17 protein-coding genes are annotated in these 18,673 nt (G+C 48.8%); 3 read left to right on the forward strand and 14 right to left on the reverse strand.

Features of this window, described 5'->3' with window-relative positions:
- Position 1: 1 nt before the first annotated feature.
- Positions 2 to 1,984, reverse strand: coding sequence for an excinuclease ABC subunit UvrB (uvrB, locus tag J7E21_RS13250; RefSeq protein ID WP_215108519.1), 1,983 nt, complete (start codon positions 1,982 to 1,984; stop codon positions 2 to 4).
- Between the two features lie 230 nt (positions 1,985 to 2,214).
- Entirely contained in the window at positions 2,215 to 2,457 is a 243-nt protein-coding gene (locus tag J7E21_RS13255; RefSeq protein ID WP_215108521.1) for an IDEAL domain-containing protein, read from the reverse strand.
- Between the two features lie 176 nt (positions 2,458 to 2,633).
- On the opposite strand from J7E21_RS13255, the gene J7E21_RS13260 reads away from it, so the two are divergent.
- Entirely contained in the window at positions 2,634 to 3,188 is a 555-nt protein-coding gene (locus J7E21_RS13260) for a competence protein ComK (RefSeq protein ID WP_215108523.1), read from the forward strand.
- On the opposite strand, the gene J7E21_RS13265 is transcribed toward J7E21_RS13260, so the two are convergent.
- On the reverse strand, positions 3,185 to 3,550 hold the full coding sequence (locus tag J7E21_RS13265) for a YhjD family protein (protein ID WP_215108525.1): 366 nt from the start codon (positions 3,548 to 3,550) through the stop codon (positions 3,185 to 3,187). The genes J7E21_RS13260 and J7E21_RS13265 overlap by 4 nt on opposite strands.
- Positions 3,551 to 3,801: 251 nt before the next feature.
- Entirely contained in the window at positions 3,802 to 5,418 is a 1,617-nt protein-coding gene (locus tag J7E21_RS13270; RefSeq protein WP_215108527.1) for an ABC1 kinase family protein, read from the reverse strand.
- A gap of 100 nt (positions 5,419 to 5,518) precedes the next feature.
- On the opposite strand from J7E21_RS13270, the gene J7E21_RS13275 reads away from it, so the two are divergent.
- The gene (locus J7E21_RS13275) at positions 5,519 to 6,295 is read left to right on the forward strand and encodes an enoyl-CoA hydratase-related protein (protein ID WP_215108529.1); all 777 of its coding nucleotides are present in this window, start codon (positions 5,519 to 5,521) and stop codon (positions 6,293 to 6,295) included.
- Positions 6,296 to 6,342: 47 nt separating this feature from the next.
- Here the strand turns inward: J7E21_RS13275 and J7E21_RS13280 are convergent, their stop codons facing one another.
- The 7 genes from J7E21_RS13280 to lplA all read right to left on the reverse strand — a co-directional run bounded on the left by J7E21_RS13280 (position 6,343) and on the right by lplA (position 15,648).
- Entirely contained in the window at positions 6,343 to 8,322 is a 1,980-nt protein-coding gene (locus J7E21_RS13280; RefSeq protein ID WP_215108531.1) for a S9 family peptidase, read from the reverse strand.
- 179 nt (positions 8,323 to 8,501) lie between these two features.
- Positions 8,502 to 10,055, reverse strand: a complete 1,554-nt coding sequence (locus tag J7E21_RS13285; protein WP_215108533.1) for a fatty acid--CoA ligase family protein — start codon at positions 10,053 to 10,055, stop codon at positions 8,502 to 8,504.
- 138 nt (positions 10,056 to 10,193) lie between these two features.
- Complete coding sequence (locus tag J7E21_RS13290; protein WP_215108534.1) at positions 10,194 to 12,131, reverse strand: FtsX-like permease family protein; 1,938 nt, start codon at positions 12,129 to 12,131, stop codon at positions 10,194 to 10,196.
- Entirely contained in the window at positions 12,103 to 12,876 is a 774-nt protein-coding gene (locus J7E21_RS13295; RefSeq protein WP_215108536.1) for an ABC transporter ATP-binding protein, read from the reverse strand. Before J7E21_RS13295 ends, J7E21_RS13290 begins: the two co-directional genes overlap by 29 nt.
- Positions 12,873 to 13,880 carry a sensor histidine kinase gene (locus J7E21_RS13300; protein WP_251047991.1) on the reverse strand — a complete coding sequence of 336 codons (1,008 nt, stop codon included), beginning with the start codon at positions 13,878 to 13,880 and terminating at the stop codon, positions 12,873 to 12,875. The genes J7E21_RS13295 and J7E21_RS13300 overlap by 4 nt, the downstream gene beginning before the upstream one ends.
- Entirely contained in the window at positions 13,880 to 14,584 is a 705-nt protein-coding gene (locus J7E21_RS13305; protein WP_215108540.1) for a response regulator transcription factor, read from the reverse strand. The genes J7E21_RS13300 and J7E21_RS13305 overlap by 1 nt, the downstream gene beginning before the upstream one ends.
- A gap of 71 nt (positions 14,585 to 14,655) precedes the next feature.
- The gene (lplA, locus tag J7E21_RS13310; RefSeq protein WP_215108541.1) at positions 14,656 to 15,648 is read right to left on the reverse strand and encodes a lipoate--protein ligase; all 993 of its coding nucleotides are present in this window, start codon (positions 15,646 to 15,648) and stop codon (positions 14,656 to 14,658) included.
- 144 nt (positions 15,649 to 15,792) lie between these two features.
- Here lplA and yhfH point away from each other — a divergent pair, with 144 nt between their 5' ends.
- Complete coding sequence (gene yhfH / locus J7E21_RS13315) at positions 15,793 to 15,918, forward strand: protein YhfH (RefSeq protein WP_215108543.1); 126 nt, start codon at positions 15,793 to 15,795, stop codon at positions 15,916 to 15,918.
- Positions 15,919 to 16,010: 92 nt separating this feature from the next.
- Here yhfH and J7E21_RS13320 read toward each other — a convergent pair whose 3' ends face one another.
- From J7E21_RS13320 to hemE, 3 genes are all read right to left on the reverse strand, one after another.
- Positions 16,011 to 16,466 carry a FixH family protein gene (locus J7E21_RS13320; RefSeq protein WP_215108545.1) on the reverse strand — a complete coding sequence of 152 codons (456 nt, stop codon included), beginning with the start codon at positions 16,464 to 16,466 and terminating at the stop codon, positions 16,011 to 16,013.
- Positions 16,467 to 16,563: 97 nt separating this feature from the next.
- Positions 16,564 to 17,496, reverse strand: a complete 933-nt coding sequence (gene hemH / locus J7E21_RS13325; RefSeq protein WP_215108547.1) for a ferrochelatase — start codon at positions 17,494 to 17,496, stop codon at positions 16,564 to 16,566.
- 21 nt (positions 17,497 to 17,517) lie between these two features.
- The gene (gene hemE / locus J7E21_RS13330) at positions 17,518 to 18,564 is read right to left on the reverse strand and encodes a uroporphyrinogen decarboxylase (protein WP_215108549.1); all 1,047 of its coding nucleotides are present in this window, start codon (positions 18,562 to 18,564) and stop codon (positions 17,518 to 17,520) included.
- Positions 18,565 to 18,673 lie beyond the last annotated feature (109 nt).

Raw genomic sequence — 18,673 nt, forward strand, 5'->3', positions numbered from 1 at the left:
ATCATCCTTCCGCTTTCAATTCCAGCACCGTGTCGCGCAGTTCGGCGGCGCGTTCGAAATCGAGCGCTTTTGCTGCTTCCTTCATTTCCGTTTCGAGCAAAGCGATCAGCTTCATGCGGTCTGCTTTGTTGAGCTTTTTCCCTTGCACTGCTTTGCTGATATACTCTTCCGTTTCCTCCGCCGCTTCTGTTGCACGGATAACATCGCGAATTTTCTTCTTTATCGTAACCGGCGTAATGCCATGTTCTTCATTATAAGCCGCTTGGATCGTGCGGCGACGATCGGTTTCATCGATCGCTTTTTGCATTGAATCCGTTATTCGGTCCGCATACATAATAACATGGCCGTTCTCATTTCTAGCCGCACGCCCCATCGTCTGAATCAAGGCGCGTTCTGAGCGCAGGAAGCCTTCCTTGTCCGCATCCAAAATAGTAACTAGGGAAACTTCCGGAATGTCTAGTCCTTCACGCAGCAAGTTGATTCCGACAAGCACATCGTATACGCCCATCCGCAACTCGCGGATGATCTCGATGCGCTCGAGCGTCTTGATTTCGGAATGCAGGTAATTGACCTTGACCCCGGCTTCTTTCAAGTAATTCGTCAAGTCTTCCGACATTTTCTTCGTCAACGTTGTCACCAACACCCGTTCGCCGCGTTCTTTGCGCTGCTGGATTTGGTCCATGAGATCATCGATTTGCCCTTCGATCGGCTTGATTTCGATTTCAGGATCGAGCAAGCCAGTCGGGCGGATGATCTGCTCCACCATCTCTGGTGTATGTTCAAGTTCATATGCTCCCGGTGTTGCTGAAACGAATACAGCCTGTTTAATATGCTCTTCAAATTCCGTAAATGTTAATGGACGATTATCCATCGCTGACGGCAGGCGGAAACCGTAGTCAACCAGTACTTTTTTACGCGCTTGGTCACCATTGAACATACCGCGTACTTGCGGCAAGGTCACGTGGCTTTCGTCTACGACCAATAGGAAGTCGTCCGGGAAATAGTCGATCAATGTATAGGGTTGTGCGCCTGGTGGACGCAACGTCAAATGGCGCGAATAGTTTTCGATGCCCGAGCAGAAGCCCATTTCACGCATCATTTCCAAATCATAGCGCGTCCGTTGCTCGAGCCGTTGTGCTTCGAGCAATTTGTCTTCCGCACGCATTTCTATCAGACGCTCTTCCAGTTCTGCTTCAATGTTCTCGATTGCTTTGACCATTTTTTCTTCACGCGTAACAAAGTGGGACGCCGGGAAAATGGCGACATGTTCTCGATCCCCGATGATTTCACCTGTCAGTGCATCCACTTCACGGATGCGGTCGATTTCGTCGCCGAAAAATTCGACGCGCAAGCAGCGTTCATCGCGTGAAGCTGGGAAAATTTCCACTACGTCGCCGCGAACGCGGAACGTACCCCGGATAAAGTTGATGTCATTGCGTTCGTACTGAACGTCTACCAATTTACGGAGCAGCTGATTGCGCTCGATCTCCATGCCTTTGCGCAGCGACACTACGAGTTCACGGTATTCTTTCGGTGAACCAAGACCGTAAATACAAGAAACGGAAGCGATTACAATCACATCATCCCGTTCGAATAAAGAACTTGTCGCCGAGTGGCGCAATTTATCGATTTCATCGTTGATGCTGGCATCTTTTTCTATAAATGTGTCGGATTGAGGCACGTACGCCTCAGGCTGATAGTAATCATAGTAACTAACAAAATACTCTACTGCATTGTCAGGGAAAAACTCTTTGAATTCACTATAGAGCTGGCCAGCCAATGTTTTATTATGGGCCATGACCAATGTCGGTTTTTTCACTTGCTGAATCACATTGGACATCGTATACGTTTTTCCTGTGCCTGTCGCGCCGAGCAAGGTTTGCATTCGCTTGCCCCCTAACACTCCTTCGGTTAACTTGGCGATGGCATCCGGCTGATCCCCGGCCGGTTCATAAGGAGCTTGTAGGTTGAATTCCTTTTTCATGGATGTGTCCTCCCGTAATTTTCACTACTTCTACTTTAACATATGCCCTAAAAATCCTCTAACAAAAAGCGAACGTATGTTTTTTCTTTCTTATTTAATCTTTCCGCCCCTTTTGCATCTAGTTATTGGAGCCGTTTTCAAGTCATATCACCACTTGATGCGCTGAGCGCACTGCAAAAAAATCAAATTATCGGCATGAAAAAAAGCCGCCCCGATTAGGGCGGCTTTTCTTACTCGTCTTCTTCCCGCTTGAGCTCTTGAAGCTGTGCGGTATATGTGTCGAAAGATTTACGGTCGTTATGATCCAGGGCTTCGTCGATGAGTGCCAGCAATTGCGTTTCCTGCTGTTCGCGGTGAACATGCTTCAAGAATAGGTCTAGATAAATCTCGTTCAGCAGTTTTTCCGCTTCCGTGATTTTTTTCGTTTGAGCCATCGCTTTCATGAAGTCAGCATAAGAATAATAGTTTTCCATTCTTCTTCACCCCGAATGCTTTTCATTAGTATACACGACAACGCCAGAAAGAAGCAAGAGTTTTTTGAAAATTACAACGAAATTGAAAAAATATTTTTTTCGAAAATTAGTTATTGTTTATTTTCCATTTTTTATTATAATAATTTATGTAAAGTAAATTTAGGGGGTAAATATACATGGGCAAAAAGAATCAATACCCCGTTTCTTATACAATTTGCAGCAGCACATATGCGCTGTTGCCGTATATGGACGGCCACCGGCTCCTGACACGGGTCATCGAAGACCGCAGTGAATTTCTCGTGGAGGAATCGGTCTATAAAATTGTAGCGAAGTCATGCTCCTTCTACCGCGGCTCCCTCGCCAGCGCTACCCTCTACGCCCAGAAAGCGATCGGCGTAAAGCATAAGCCACCGATCATCGTCGGCGAGTATTACGGCAATCCACTGATTTTCTTTCCCACCCACTCTCCGAAAAACCGTGATTCTGTATGGTTCAATTTTGATGCCATCGATTTGATTGCAGCAGACAACAGTGGACGCGGCAGCCTGGTGTCTCTCAGCAATGGCGTTGTCGTTCCTGCAGACATCTCGCCGATCGCGCTTCGGAACCAGCATTCTTTCACCGGTTCCTTGCGTCGTTATTTCAAAAAAGCGCAGCGCGTCCATAACCACCGGATGAATTATGTGACGAAACGGGCATTTCCCCCGCGCAGCCATCAGCCATTGGATTAAAGCGTTTTGGCCGCAGCAGCCAAATAAAACCGCAATAAATCCTCTACGGTATTTTTCAGACGGATATTCAAATAGCGGCGGTGATCTTCATAGCCGCCATGGCAAAAGATGTATTCCGAGAAATTGCCGTCTTTTACACCACGTCTCAACTTCATGCCGTTTGCCCTCATCAGTTCGATCGTTTCGGCCAGGTCGCTCCTTACGCGTTCAATCGCTTTATCCAGCAATTCCACATAGGGGGCTTTCAGCTTAAAAGCGCTATTCTGGATCCACTCACGATCCCGCTCCAAAATGAGGAGAACCATCGGCAATTCCACCCGCTTCTCAAACACGACCATTTCTGCCCTTGAAATTAGGGCCATCTCCTCACCCCTCCCCGATAGGAACGAGTGTTCTTATTTTAATTTTAACGGGGAATTCGGAAATTGCAAGAGCCTCTAGTAAAATAAATCCATTTTAATTGCCGTGATTCGTTAGGCTCGAACAATTAGCATCGCCCAATCGTTGAGCCATTAAAAAAATCGCCGTTTATGAAATGCAAGTTTCCATGAATGCATTTCATAAAGGCGATCTTTTTATTGAAAAAAAACAGTCGGCCGTATATTTCCTTTAACTACCGGATGGCGCGGAACGCCCACAGGGAACCGACAAAAAAGACGGAAGAAACCCATAGGAATGCTTCGTGCCAAAACCAGACGGATAACGAGATGCCGGTAAAGGACACGAGCGCGAAAATACCGGCAAACATCCGGCTTTGCATATCGCGCTGATGCTCTCTCTCACGGCCTTCTTTATTCTCCAGATAGTTCCGTATTTTCTCCGGCTCTTCCAGGAAATTGATGATTTTTTTCGGGAAAGCTCTGAGAGGCCCAGTCGAATTGAGCACCCAACGCAGCACATCTTCCTTGCCGAAAATTCCTTTTCCTTCGCGTTTTGTCGAAGCCCACTCCAATACGCGCGGACGTGCAAGCGCGAACAGATCGACTTTCGGATCTAGCACGTGCAAGACTCCGACAAAAATCGAAGCGGCCCGTCCGAAGAATGCAAATTCTGCCGGAAGCTGAACCGGCTGTGTCCGGACAATGTCCTGCATATCTTTCAACAGACGCTCGACTACAAAACTATCCATCTGCATCAATTCATTCGATTCGTAAGCGGAGACCAGCCGTTCCACCGCATCTTCCAACAGATTGCGGTCAGCGTGCGGCAATAAGAAGCGCAGATCTTCCAAGCCATCCAGCACCTGCTCATAGTTTTTGAACAGAATGCCTTCAGCAATCAACAGAATCGCCTGCGAGTCGCGCTCGGAAATCGTGCCGATCATGCCGAAATCGATCAGCACGATTGTGCCGTCCGGCTTCAATAAGATGTTGCCGCCGTGGGGATCGGCATGAAATTGTCCGCCGTACAGCACTTGCTCCAAAAACAGGATGAACAATCGCTCGGAAATTTCGTGGCGATCGAGTCCGTGTTCTTCTATAAAGCTGATATCGGTGATGCGTGCGCCTTCGATCCACTCCATGACAAGCACGCGGCGTGTCGTATACTCATCGTAATAGAGCGGAATGTGGACACCGGACATTTCCGCAAAGCGATCCGCAAAAGCACGTCCATTTTGCAATTCTCGGACAAAGTTCAATTCATCACCTATTGTTTCGGTCATTTCAACATACAATTGGTCAAAATCGACTTGTTTCGTAAACGGCGTGAATTTCTTCGCGAGCCAAATGACGACGCGCATCGCCTGGAAATCGGCGCGGATGATGTGGTCTGTGCCTGGCCGCTGGACTTTGACTGCCACTTCGGTGCCATTTTTCAAACGCCCTTTATACACTTCGCCGATCGATGCGGAAGCAATCGCCTCATCAGACAACTCGCTCAAATAATTGGCGTGTTCGACATTCCACTCCTGCTCCAGCACTTCAATGATGTCTTTTCGGGGAACGGATGGCACACGGTCGGTCAAGCCTTCTAGTTCCGCCAAAAAGCTTGGCGGCATAATATCCGCACGGGTCGATAGGAATTGGCCCAATTTAATCATCAGGCCGCCCAGCTTGAGCGCCAATTCCTTGTATTCTTTCGCTTGCCGGGTGACGAGCTCGTTCCAACGCTGCCCCACAACTGGCGTCCACTTGCCCCTATTGCGCCTTTGGAAAATCGACACTTGCAAATAAAAACGAATCGCCATGGAAACGATGCGGTAAATTCGGATATATGTAAACTGGTTCATGTATGAGCTCCCCCCTATTGTCTTCATTATAGAGTTTGGTGACAGATTAGTCCAAAAAGTGGTATGTTTTTAACGGATGGACTCTCAAAGGGGGATGGAAATGGAAACAATTCATTATGAACAAAAAGGCAATCTGGCGTTCGTTACATTAAACCGCCCAGATGCGATGAACGCATTCAATTATGATATGCTCGCAGAACTGGGCCAAGTAGCGGAAGCGGTCCGCATCAATCCGGACATCCGCATTGTTATCTTCACTGGGTCCGGCGACAAAGCGTTCAGTGTCGGTGCCGATTTGAAAGAGCGCAAAACTTTGACGCCAGAGCAAGTGAAGCGCAATATCTACAAAATCGGTGAAGTGTTCACAACGATCGAAAACTTGCCGCAGCCGACGATCGCCATGATCAACGGCTATGCGTTCGGCGGCGGCATGGAACTCGCACTGGCATGTGATTTCCGCCTAGCTGCAGATGATACATTGCTCGGACTGACGGAGACGAGCCTTGCGATTATCCCGGGCGCCGGGGGCACGCAGCGTTTGCCGCGGCTCATTGGCGAAGCGAAAGCGCTGGAATTGATTTTAACCGCACGACGTTTGAAATCAGCGGAAGCACTCGACTATGGCCTCGTCACCCGCACCGCCGCAAGTGAAGATTTGCCTGCCGTTACGGGCGCGTTTGCCGATTCGATTTTGGCGAATGGCCCGATTGCGCTGCAGCAAGCGAAGTTCGCCATCAAAAACGGCATGAACACCGATTTGCAGACCGGCTTGCAAATCGAAAGAAAAGCATACGAAATCACCATTCCAACAGAAGACCGCGTTGAAGCGCTAGTAGCATTCGGCGAAAAACGCAAACCGGAATTCAAAGGACGTTAATCAAAAAACCAGGCGGGAAATTCTCCGCCTGGTTTTTCATATGCCTATTATAGACGTTTCATCCATCCAATAATCTCTTCTAATCTGGCAAAGCGCAAATTCGGCTTGCCGGTGCGCGACAAATTATGGTCCGCTTCCGGGAAACGGACCAACTCCGCTTCTTTGTGCATGCTTTTCAGCGTGATGAACAATTGCTCTGCTTGCTCGATCGGGCAGCGGTGGTCGTTTTCCGAATGCAAAATTAACAGCGGCGTGTTGATGTCTTTTGCGTATTTCAGCGGGGAATGCGCCCATAATTTCATGACGTCTTCCATTCCGACTCCGTGTTGCCAATCGCTGAAATAATAGCCAATATCCGAAACGCCGAAAAATGAAATCCAGTTGGAGATGGAGCGCTGGGTCACGGCCGCTTTAAAACGGTCGGTATGCGAAACGATCCAATTGGTCATGAATCCGCCGTAGCTGCCACCGGTCACTCCGAGGCGTTCCGTGTCGACCCAGCTGTTCGTTGTGATGACTCTATCGAGTGCCGCGAGAATGTCACGGTAGTCACCGCCGCCGTAGTCACCGCGCACCGCATCGACAAAGCCTTGGCCATAGCCATGGCTGCCCCGCGGGTTGATGTACAGGACGCCGTAGCCGTTTGCCGCGAGCAATTGCATTTCGTGGACGAATGTATTGGCGTACATCGCATGCGGACCGCCGTGGATGTTGACGACGAGCGGATAGTTTTTGCCTTCTTCAAATCCGCACGGCTTCATCAGCCAGCCGTGGATTTCAAGGCCGTCTTCACTTGTTAGCGAGACCGTCTCCGGCGCAATCAACTCCGCCTCAGCTAAATAGCTTTCGTTGCAAACCGTCAGCGCTTTGCGTTCCCCTGCAGAAATATCGAGCTTGTACAACTCCCCGGGTGAGACGGGATTGCTGATTGTGGCAAGGGCAAAACTGCCGTCACGCGCAATGTCATAGCCGTAAACATGTTCGTCTTCCGGCGTTGCCGGATATACCGCGCCGTCAAGCGATGCGAAATACAAACGTACATCGCCTTCTGTCGAAACTTGGAAATACAAATGATCGTCTTTTGTCCAGATTACACCCGGCGCATCCGACCCTTGCTGGTGGTCTGCGACGACATAATCGCCGACAGGCGCATCGATGCCTTCCGTCAAGCACTGGCTGGTTTTCCCACCTAAATCATATACATAAACTTCCGCATGAGTGGCATTCTGGTAAGCGCGTGAATGGCCGACAAACGCGATATGCGCATCATCAAATGAAAAGGCGGCGTTGCCGTAATATCCTTCCTCTTCGATAATGGCGGTTTCTTTCCCCGTGTCAAGGTCGCGCAAGAACAGTGATTGGCGAAACACAAAATCGAGGTTTTCTTCTTTTATAGCCCCGTAGACTAATTTCTTCCCGTCGTGGGAAATCGCTTCTAGCCCATATTGATACGGTCCTTCCGTCAGTTGTTCCGCATGCCCCGACTCCAGCTCAACAAATCCGATTTGGCGATGGAATTCCTGCTTCACAAGCCCATTGCCGTCCATTTTGTACTTCATTTTGCTCGTGCGGTATGGTTCGGGGTTTTTCTCGTCTTTGTCTTTGTCTTCCTCTTTTTCCGTAAAGGTGGTGCCGTCTTTTGCCAGTGCATTGACCCAGATCTTCGTGCCGCACGGCGACCAGCGGAAGGCGCTTACACCTTTATCGAAATCGGTTACAGCGCGCGCTTCGCCTCCATCAGCAGACAGCACATACAATTGGTTTTTGTCGTTGCGGTCTGATAAAAACGCTAGTTGGTGGCCGTCAGCTGACCAAGCGGGCTGGCTATTGCGTCCTTTGCCGTGAGTCCAAGCAGTGGTCTTGCCGGTTTCCAGCGAAATATGATGGATATGCGCATGATATGTATTGTCTTCTTCATCCATTTGAGTCTGGACGAATACTGCCCGTTTGCCGTCCGGTGAAATCTTTGGGTTGGCCACGGAAATCAGTTGGAGCAAGTCTTCTATTTCTACAGCTTTTTTCGTCATATGGTCATCCCCTAAATAAGTATTTCGATTTTCGTAATAATTACTCTTCAACTATATAGAAAGTTGTCTGTCTTTTCAATCAAATCCCCTTTGATGAGTTGGTATTGGTTTATTTCTTCCATAGAATACCGAGCCATAAAAAACCGCCTCCCGGTCGAGCCGGAAGGCGGTTTATTCGATTACTTCTTCACTGCTTGATCTTTCAGCGAGCGGCGCAGGATTTTTCCTGTCGTGTTTTTCGGCAACTCGTCGAGAATTTCGATGTTGCGCGGCACTTTGTATTTCGCCAAATGCTCGGCACAATAATTCTTCAGCTCATCGATGGAAACCGACTCGTCTTTCAAGACGACATACGCGTTGACCGATTCCCCGAAATCAGCGTCCGGCAAGCCGACGACTGCCGCCTCGACAATTGCCGGGTGGGCAAACAGCACTTCTTCCACTTCGCGCGGATAAACATTATAGCCCCCGACAATGATCATATCTTTTTTGCGGTCGACGATATAGAAATAACCTTCTTCATCGATTGTCGCCAAGTCACCCGTGTAGAGCCAGCCATCTTTAATCGCCGCCTGTGTTTCTTCCGGCATTTTGTAATAGCCTTTCATGACGTTCGGTCCGCGGACGATCAATTCGCCCACTTGCCCGACTGGAACTTCTTCGCCTAGCTCGTTGACGACTTTGTTCTCGACATTGATGATCGACGTGCCGATCGATCCTGCTTTGCGCGGACGGTCGATCGGGTTGAAGCAGGTGACCGGTGAAGCTTCGGACAAACCGTAGCCTTCTGAGATCCGCACATTGAATTTGTCTTCAAAATTATGAAGCAGTGCGACCGGCATTGCTGAACCGCCGGAAATCGCTAGGCGCACAGAATCAAAATCAGCCGGATCGCCGTCTGGATATTGATACATGAAATTGTACATCGTCGGTACGCCCGCGAAAACAGTCGCTTTCGATGCTTTGATTGCTGCAAACACTTCCTGAGGCGCAAAACGCGGCACGAGGACAATGGTTGCGCCTTGCATAAGCGGCGCATTGACGACGACCGTCAATGCAAACACATGGAACACTGGCAGCGTCGCGATGACTCGGTCATCCGGCGAAATCTGCAGGTAGCCTGCAACATCTCTCGCATTGGAATACAAATTGCCGTGCGTCAGCATCGCCCCTTTAGGCTTGCCGGTCGTTCCCGACGTATAGAGGATGACGGCATTATCATCTTCAACGACATCCACTGTGCCGGTAAATGCTTCGGAATTCGTCAGCATTGCAGTGAACGAGCGTACTTTGTCTTTGACTGCATCCTGCAATTGCGCCAGTTTCTCTCCGGTTGAAGGGTCGGTTTCGCAAATGATGTACGTCTCTACTGCCGGCAGTGCCTGATGGGCTTTTTCCACAAGCGGCAGCAGGGCATCGAGCGCCACAACCACTTTCGCATCGCTATTATTGACGATGTAAGCGATTTCATCCGGGCTATAGATCGGGTTGATCGGAACCGCTGTCGCGCCGATGCGCATCGTAGCATAAAGCGAAATGAGAAAATGCGGGGTATTGCTCAGTAGAAATGCGACGTGGTCCCCTTTTTCCACGCCCAGTTCTTGCAGTGCACCAGCGAATTTTGAAACGGATTGATCGAACTCTCCGTAATTTGTTTCTTTGCCCATGAACGTATAAGCAACTCGGCCTGCTTCTTGTTGTGCGATTTCGTGAACACGTTCTCCCAAATTCATAGATATCCCTCTTTCCATTGAATGAATACTCATTCATATTTACTTTATTCATTATAAAATAAATCTTCAGACAATACAACAGCCACCCAAAAAGCCCCATTCAAAAAGCTGCCGAAGAACTCCGGCAGCTGACAAAAATCAATAGGCTTTCAAATGGGCGATATAGCGCCAACGGATCAAGAAGAAATACAAAATCTGCATGAGCGTAAATCCGCCAAGCACGATCGCCATTTCAGACAGAATCGACAGTTCCGCAAACTCGTCCCACACCACTTGCAGCGAAATGAAGGCGAATGCGCTATGGAGTAGCGCCAGTGCCCACGGCAGGAAGAACAGCGGCACCAATTGGCGATTGACGATTTTACCGAGTTCCCGCTCGGTCATCCCGAGGCGCACCATCAATTGATATTGCCTGCGGTCGCGGTCGAGCCCTGTGTACAATTTAAAATAGATGAAGCTCCCTGCCGCTAGCAGGAACACCGCCGCCACCATCAAGCCGATAAACAGAAGCAGCGCGAATGAAGATTTAAACCAGCGGTATTCGTAACCCGGATTCTCAAAATAATAATTGAGATTGGCGAAGTTGCCGCTGACCATCGCTTCACTGATCGGATAACGAATGGTTTCGCCGATTGTTACCGTTTCGGTCCAATCGGGCACATGAAAAGCGTAATAGCGGAAATCCGATGCGCCGGTCGGAAAGCCCATGAGCGGTTCGTCGACTGTGCGGAAGTCTTCATTGTTCATAATGATCGTATTGGCGTTTAAGGTATGCGCCGGAAACAGGACTTGCGGATATGTCCGGTCGATCGTCAGCTCAACACCGCTTTCCACGAGCTGTGTTTCCGTATAGCTGTTTTGCAACTCCCGCAGCGATTCCTGTGAAAATGGTACGAACATTCCTTCACTTGCTTCCAGCTGTGCCGGTTCGTAGCCGAGTGCGGCGGCGAGCCGGTTAAACTGGGACAAAGACATGATGTCGACATCATTGCCACTCGCACTCGATGTTTGCCGTTTCACTTCCAGCGGCACGAGCGTATAAGCGAGTTGCTCTTGTTCGAGCTCCTGCTTCAGTTGAGCCAATTGCTGCTGCTCTTGTTCGTTTCCGTCAAAAGACACATAAATCAGCCCAAGCGGATTGCTTTGGCGAAATTCAGCGGTATATGACGTGAAGGATGCGAGCGTCCCGACCGCCAAAAACGCCACGGTCGACACGATCGTCACGATAAAGAACATCTGCGCGCTGTCTTTTAATTTAACGGCCGTTTCCGCAAGCGATACGAGCCGCGTCTTATGCCAGTAAATGCTGCGGCGCTTCTTGTACAATTGCAAAAACGTATGGATCGAATGCGTGAAAAATAAATACGTACCAACTGTAGCAAGCGGCGGCACGATGAACACCATAACGTAAACCGTCCGGTCGGATACCGTCGCCGCCAGGAAATATGCGACGCCGAGAAGCACCAAGCCGAACGCCGACAAAGCTGGCGAATACGCCGCTTCCTCTTCTGTTTTCCAGAATCCTTCAAGCAAATCGACAATACGCTTTGTGCGGATAAAGGAAACGCTGATGATGGAGATGATGATGAACAAACTGGCGAATGCACCAATTGTCAGCAGAAACGGTTTCCAGGAGAAATAAAGCGGGAGCTCCTCCAATTGCATGATTTCCCGCCCGATCATGAAAAAGAATTTGGTGAACGCAAAACCGAACACAATGCCTGCTGCTGTCGACAAGCCGCCGAGAATCATCGTCTCGAAAAAGACCAGCTTATTGAGCTGCTTCTTGCTCATCCCGAGATGCATCAAAACTCCGAATTCCTTCGTACGTGCCTGTAAAAATGCACTTAAGGAATAAAACAAAAAGAACAAAGTGAAAATATACAGCACGATTTCCGCAATGAACATGCCGCGCACCGCAAGCACACGGAAGCCTTCTTCTTCAAACAACGGGTGGAAGATAAACATCGAATAAATAAAAAACACCATGACCGAAAACACGCTGGCAAGTAAGAAAGCCGCATAGCTCCGCAAGTTCCTGAAAACGTTACGGAAGGCGAGTTGGCGAAAGGTCATTGACGGAGCCCCCCAATAGAGATAGCACGTTGAGGATTTTTTGATAGAAGGTTTGACGCCGTTCATCCCCGTAGATTTCGTTGAAGAACTCGCCATCTTTGATGAACAGCACGCGGTCGCAGTAGCTTGCGGCAATCGGGTCGTGTGTCACCATGATGATCGTCGTCCCTTCTTCACGGCTCAGCTGGCTCAAAAGCTCCAACACATCCTTTGATGCTTTCGAATCCAAATTGCCGGTCGGTTCATCCGCCAGAATCAGTGCAGGCCGGTGGATGAGCGCGCGCCCGATCGCCGTTCGCTGCGCTTCGCCGCCGGAAATTTCGTTCGGTTTTTTATGAAGGAATGGCTGCAAGTTCAGACGCTCCGCCAATTCCTGCACACGCTTCTCCATTTCTTTGATCGGCATGCTGTCAAGTGTCAGCGGCAGCACCAAGTTTTCTTCCACTGTCAGCATTTGCAGCAAGTTGAAATCCTGAAAAACGAAACCGAGCTGGCGCCTCCGAAAAAGCGGCAGCTCATTCTTGTCTAAAAGATGAGGATTGGTGCCATTGATGAGGATGGAGCCGGAAGTCAGCGAATCGATCGTCGAAATCAAGTTCAATAACGTCGTCTTGCCGCTCCCCGATGGACCCATCACCGCCAGGAATTCCCCTTTTTCCACTTCGAAGCTTAATTGGTTGAGGGCGCGGTGCGTCACTTTTCCTTCATAGACCTTTGTCACTTCATCGATTTTCACTACTGTCATGTTGATCCTCCTACACTTCGTTCCTGATAAGGAAAGACGATGGATACCGTCGTCCCTTCTCCTGGCAATGAGGTGATTTTCAGTTCATGGCCGAGCCGGTTGCACACTTCCTGAGCCAAATACAGCCCCATTCCAGTAGACTCTCCGCTCAAACGTCCATTTTCTCCGGTAAAGAAAGCTCTCGTGACACGCGGCAAATCCGAAGGCGGAATTCCGATGCCTTCATCCTGAACTGACAGCGTAATGGTGCCTTCAACGCAACTTGCCCGGATATAGAGTTTTTTATTTTCCTCGAATGTATATTTGACGGCATTCGTCAGCAACTGCCCGATGATGAACTTCATCCATTTACGATCCGTCGCTACCTGGTAGTGTTCCTCGATATCGATTTCCGGATAGACGCGCCGCGAAATGAACAAACGCTTGTTTTCCGTAACCATTTCTGTGACCATCCCGCGCAGCGATGCTTGCTCGATTTGCATATCCTGCTCAAACGTATCGAGCCGGGCATTCATCAATACCGTATCAAGCCCGGCACGCAAGCGGTCCACCTCTTCGCGAATGCTCGCTTTATCAAGCTCATGCGGTTCTTGCAATAATAAATGCATTACCGACAGCGGCGTCTTCATCTGGTGCACCCATTGGTTGATGAACTGCAAATGCCGGGTTTGCCCCGCGTACAGCGATTGCACTTCATATTGGTAGAGTCGGTATAATTTCTGCATATACACTTCGGTCTGCACCGTCTCAGGCGAACGCCCTTCCCGCTGAAGCGCGTGTTCCATATTCGGCGGATCGCTCAGCAAACGCTCATAATAGCGATAGCGCATCGCGAACCGGATGCCGAGAAAGCTTCCCAACAACAACAAGCTGATGATGAACGAATAGACGGCAGTCTCCAGGTTGCGGAAACCATCCAACCAGTAAAGCAATAAGATAAAGCCGACAAGCAACAGCTGGAACACGACGAATACGGCATGCTCACGCAAAAATAACCGCAGCATCATTGTTCCTCCCTGCCGAGTACAAGCCGGTAGCCCGCACCGCGTACCGTTTCGATAAAACTCTGGATTCCGTAATCCGACAGTTTCTTGCGCACGCGTGCCATGTTGACGTTCAATGTGTTCTCATCGACGAATGCCTGGTCGTCCCATAATTCTTCGAGCAATTGTTCGCGGGTCACCACTTTCGGGTAAGCAGCAATCAGTAACTCCAAGATGGTGCTTTCCTTTTTCTGAAGCGGAATTTCCGTTTCGCGGCAATGCAGCTCAAGCCGCTCCATATACAAAACAAGGCGCCCTGCACGAACAGTGCGTTCTTCCTGCTTCGGTGCATACTCCCCGTAAGCCCTTCTTAAATGACTTCTTATTTTTGCAAGGACGATTTCATAATGGAAAGGTTTCGTAATAAAATCATCGCCGCCGTTCTCGAGAGCGAAAACCTGGTCCATTTCCCCGGATCGTGCGGAAATGAACAAAATCGGGCATGTTGTCCGCTGCCTCAATTGCCGGCACCAATAATAGCCATCATAAGAAGGCAAATTGATATCCAATAGAATCAAATGGGGGTCGAAGGCAACAAATTCTTCTACGATACGGTCAAAATCCGTCGCTGTTTCCACTTGATAATGGTACTTGCGCAATGTGTCCGACAGAAGCGCGGCAATTTTCGCATCGTCCTCTACAATGAATATCCGCTGTTCGCCCATGTTTCTTCCCCCTTCCGTTTCTTTCTATTCTAACAAAAGAGCCTGCTCGAAAGCAGGCTCTACAAAAAACCTTAATAAATCAGCTTGAGGAAATCTTCTGTCGTAATCCCCCCGAGCAGTTTCGGGATGTCAATTTCTTCAATAACTTCAGCAAGTGCGACACGCTCATATTTAGCGCCGGAAATTGCCTGTTCGATTTCCGATACATCTCCGACACCAAAGAAGTCGCCATAAATGTGCGCTTCCTGGACGACGCCCTTTTCCACTTGCAAGCGGACGTCGATTCCCCCGACAGGGAAGCGGTGCGAATGCTTAATATTGAATTTCGGCGATTTCCCGTAATTCCAATCCCAATTGGCGTAGCGTTCTTTCGACAAGTCATGGATATTGCCCCAGTCGTCTTCGGTCAATTCCCAATAGCGGACATTTTCTTCGCCGTCAAAAATCGAATGCAATAACGCCTCGCGGAACTGTCCGACCGATATTTGCTGTTCCAGGAATTCCGAAATGTTCGCCACGCGGCTGCGAATCGATTTGATGCCTTTCGATTCAATCTTTTCTTTGCTTACTTTCAACGCGGACACGACTTCTTCCATTTCAGTATCAAACAATAAAGTGCCATGGCTAAACATACGGCCTCTTGTGGCGAACTGGGCATTGCCGGAAATTTTGCGTCCTTCAGCGAGCAGGTCATTGCGTCCGGAAAGCTCTGCATTGACGCCCATGTCCTGTAGTGCTTTCACGACCGGCTCAGTAAATTTGCGGAAATCCCGGAAGCTGTTGCCGTCGTCCTTAGTAATGAAGCTGAAGTTCAAATTGCCGTGGTCATGGTACACAGCGCCTCCGCCTGAAAGCCGGCGCACGACGTGGATGCCATTGGCGTCGACATAGTCCGTATTGATTTCTTCTGCTGTGTTCTGGTTTTTGCCGATGATGATAGACGGCTCATTGATATAGAACAGCAAAAACGGATTTTGTTCGATATCCATGGTTTTCAGCAAATATTCCTCAATCGCCAAGTTGATGCGAGGATCAGTAATGCCTTTATTGTCTACGAAATACATGATATCTCTCCTTTTTTGCTAATGACTATCTCCATTTTAACGGAATTTTTGAAAAAAAACACGATTGAGGGTTGACGGATTGAAACTGTTATAATACACTGTGTTTATCCCATACAGTACTATAACAAAAAGGAGCTGGAGAAAATGATTGAAAACGTAGTCGAATTTTTCAAAAACCTTCCACCGAAACAATGTGCCACTTGCGGAGATAAAATTGAAGAGCAGCACGAATGCTACGGCAATCATTGCCAGACCTGCAACGAACTATAAAAAAAGCAAAACGGCCGGAGAAAATTCTCCGGCCGTTTTTTTATGAGGTTTTATGTTTTAAAGCTGTACTAGTTAACCTGAATCTAATTACATCAATGACCCATTTTTTCCATAGCATCAGCATCTTCGCTGTCGTCAGGTACGATGGATTCCGGATCAGGATCGCCGACCGTCAATTCCATTTTCGGCATGACGTGCATGCGCCGAGCTGTCGTATGGGCTTGGATGAAATACAGCCCCTCTTCATCAAACGTCCGGCTATGTTCGTAGACACCGCCTTCTGTATGGACAGCTTCCAGCATTTCACTATGTTCACGATCTCCTGATTGCCACACTTCAAACACCACTTCATCGGCATCTTCGATCGCTTCTGCTCCTTGTGTAACCGCAGCAGATAGCATCACTTCTTCACCAGGTTCGGCGGACTCTGCTGTATTGAACTCGACTTTCACTTCTTCGAGTGTATCACCGGTACCAGCTGAAGAATCTTCTTCCGTGCACGCTGCCAACAGCAGCATCAAAAATACCAGCACCATCCATTTTTTCATGTAATCTTCTCTCCTAACGCCCGGATATTCCCGGTTGGATAGCTATTAAAAGCCTATTGAACTTCGGCCGTTTTAAACTCATCCACTTTTTGGATAATCAGTCTTCGTTCAATTTGTTCAAGACGACATTTGCCATTCCGTCGATGAACAATGGATCCACGTTCGGCATTTCCGGACGGCGGTAGGTCGCGCCGATTTCATCACACACGATTTTACATTCATAGTCATTATCGTACAATACTTCCAAATGATCCGTGACAAAGCCTACCGGCGTGTAGACGAATGAGTTATAGCCTTTTTCTTTATGCAAGTCGCGCGTCAAATCCTGGACGTCCGGCCCGATCCAAGGCTCAGGCGTTTGCCCGGCACTTTGCCAGCCGATTTCGTAGTTTTCGACACCGGCAGCTTGAGCGATCAAGTCCGCTGTTTCTTTCAATTGATCCGGGTACGGGTCGCCGTTAGCGATGATTTTCTCCGGCAATGAGTGTGCAGAGACGATCAGGCAAGATTTCGCGCGTTCTTCTTCTGACATTTCAGCAAACGCAGCGCTCACTTTCTCGCTCCAGAATTGGATGAATTTCGGCTCTTTGTACCAGCTCTCCACTGAAGTCAGCTTGATGCCGTGTTTGTCAGCCGTTTCCTTTGCTCGGCCGTTATAAGACTTAACTGAGAAAGTCGAGAAGTGCGGCGCAAGAACGATCGAAATCGCTTCTTCAATACCGTCTTTTTTCATCTCTTCCACGCCGTCTTCCACGAACGGCTCGATATGCTTCAAACCGAGGTACATTTTGAACTCAATGTCATCCTGTATTGCGTTCAAGCGGTCGCACAAATTGTTTGCCTGGTCTTTCGTGATTTTTGCTAGCGGCGAAATGCCGCCGATCGCTTTGTAGCGGTCCTTCAAATCTTGCAGAGCTTCTTCGCTCGGTTTGCGGCCACGTCGGATATGCGTGTAGTAGCGCTCAATGTCATCTTCCGAATAAGGCGTACCATACGCCATCACTAATAATCCCATTGTCTTTTTCATCATGATCACCTCGTCAAAGATTTGTTAGTTCTGGTTTGCTTTATATGCTGAACTGTATTCATGAATAAATGCCGTCAAGCGCTTCAATGTGTCCGGCTTCACTTCCGGGAAGACCCCGTGGCCAAGATTGAAAACATAGCCATCGCTTTGCATGCCCATATCCAAAATCTTTTTTGTACGTTCTTCGATGACGGACCAGTCGGCAAGCAAATAAGAAGGGTCAAAATTGCCCATCAATGCTTTCGTCAAGCCGTTCGAACGCGCTTCTGAAATCGGCAGACGCCAGTCGAGCCCAACGACATCCACCGGAAGGTCGTGCCATTCTTTCGCCAAATGGCTTGCCCCGACACCGAAAATCGTCATCGGTACGCCTTCTTTGCCGATTTCAGTAAATATGCGGTCCATGACCGGCTTGATAAAGATGCGGTAATCTTCGACATTCAATGCGCCGACCCATGAGTCGAAAATCTGGATTGCTTTTGCTCCGGCACGGATCTGTGCTTTTACATACGGAATGATCGTATCAGCCAATTTATCCATCAGCGCAAACCACATTTCAGGTTCTGATACCATCATCGCTTTCGTTTTATTGTAGCTCTTGGACGGGCCGCCTTCGATCATATAGCTGGCCAGTGTAAACGGCGCTCCGGCAAAACCGATGAGCGGCACATTCAATTGTTCTTCTGTCAGGATCTTGATCGTCTTCAATACATAATCAACGTCCTGTTCGGGATTGATTTCCCCTAGGCGGTCGATGTCCGCTTTCGTGCGGATCGGATTGCTGATGACCGGGCCGATGCCCGCTTTGATCTTGACGTCAACGCCGATCGCTGGAAGCGGTGTCACAATATCTTTGTACAGAATCGCGGCATCTACATTGTATTGATCGACAGGAAGCTTTGTGACATAAGCACAAAGTTCCGGCTGATGCGTGATTTCCTCGAGGGAATATTTTTCTTTGATCTTCATGTATTCCGGCTGGGAACGGCCAGCCTGGCGCATATACCAAACTGGTACATGGTCGGTCTTTTCTCCGCGCGCTGCGCGCAAATACGTATCATTAAAAGTCATGAGTCGTTTCATCCCTTCAGTCTTTGCATCTATAGTATATTCGTCATTATCCGTTTATACTATAGACGCTCCGCACCCTATTGTATAGAATCCGGCGGCAATTGTCATA

Source organism: Planococcus sp. ISL-109 (assembly GCF_018613655.1).
Lineage (GTDB): Bacteria > Bacillota > Bacilli > Bacillales_A > Planococcaceae > Planococcus.

What these genes read in the sequence shown, in the direction of transcription:
- uvrB (WP_215108519.1), bottom strand. Translation starts at nt 1,984, where the DNA reads ATGAAAAAGGAATTCAACCTACAAGCTCCTTATGAACCGGCCGGGGAT.
- J7E21_RS13255 (WP_215108521.1), bottom strand. Translation starts at nt 2,457, where the DNA reads ATGGAAAACTATTATTCTTATGCTGACTTCATGAAAGCGATGGCTCAA.
- J7E21_RS13260 (WP_215108523.1), top strand. Translation starts at nt 2,634, where the DNA reads ATGGGCAAAAAGAATCAATACCCCGTTTCTTATACAATTTGCAGCAGC.
- J7E21_RS13265 (WP_215108525.1), bottom strand. Translation starts at nt 3,550, where the DNA reads ATGGCCCTAATTTCAAGGGCAGAAATGGTCGTGTTTGAGAAGCGGGTG.
- J7E21_RS13270 (WP_215108527.1), bottom strand. Translation starts at nt 5,418, where the DNA reads ATGAACCAGTTTACATATATCCGAATTTACCGCATCGTTTCCATGGCG.
- J7E21_RS13275 (WP_215108529.1), top strand. Translation starts at nt 5,519, where the DNA reads ATGGAAACAATTCATTATGAACAAAAAGGCAATCTGGCGTTCGTTACA.
- J7E21_RS13280 (WP_215108531.1), bottom strand. Translation starts at nt 8,322, where the DNA reads ATGACGAAAAAAGCTGTAGAAATAGAAGACTTGCTCCAACTGATTTCC.
- J7E21_RS13285 (WP_215108533.1), bottom strand. Translation starts at nt 10,055, where the DNA reads ATGAATTTGGGAGAACGTGTTCACGAAATCGCACAACAAGAAGCAGGC.
- J7E21_RS13290 (WP_215108534.1), bottom strand. Translation starts at nt 12,131, where the DNA reads ATGACCTTTCGCCAACTCGCCTTCCGTAACGTTTTCAGGAACTTGCGG.
- J7E21_RS13295 (WP_215108536.1), bottom strand. Translation starts at nt 12,876, where the DNA reads ATGACAGTAGTGAAAATCGATGAAGTGACAAAGGTCTATGAAGGAAAA.
- J7E21_RS13300 (WP_251047991.1), bottom strand. Translation starts at nt 13,880, where the DNA reads ATGCTGCGGTTATTTTTGCGTGAGCATGCCGTATTCGTCGTGTTCCAG.
- J7E21_RS13305 (WP_215108540.1), bottom strand. Translation starts at nt 14,584, where the DNA reads ATGGGCGAACAGCGGATATTCATTGTAGAGGACGATGCGAAAATTGCC.
- lplA (WP_215108541.1), bottom strand. Translation starts at nt 15,648, where the DNA reads ATGTATTTCGTAGACAATAAAGGCATTACTGATCCTCGCATCAACTTG.
- yhfH (WP_215108543.1), top strand. Translation starts at nt 15,793, where the DNA reads ATGATTGAAAACGTAGTCGAATTTTTCAAAAACCTTCCACCGAAACAA.
- J7E21_RS13320 (WP_215108545.1), bottom strand. Translation starts at nt 16,466, where the DNA reads ATGAAAAAATGGATGGTGCTGGTATTTTTGATGCTGCTGTTGGCAGCG.
- hemH (WP_215108547.1), bottom strand. Translation starts at nt 17,496, where the DNA reads ATGATGAAAAAGACAATGGGATTATTAGTGATGGCGTATGGTACGCCT.
- hemE (WP_215108549.1), bottom strand. Translation starts at nt 18,564, where the DNA reads ATGACTTTTAATGATACGTATTTGCGCGCAGCGCGCGGAGAAAAGACC.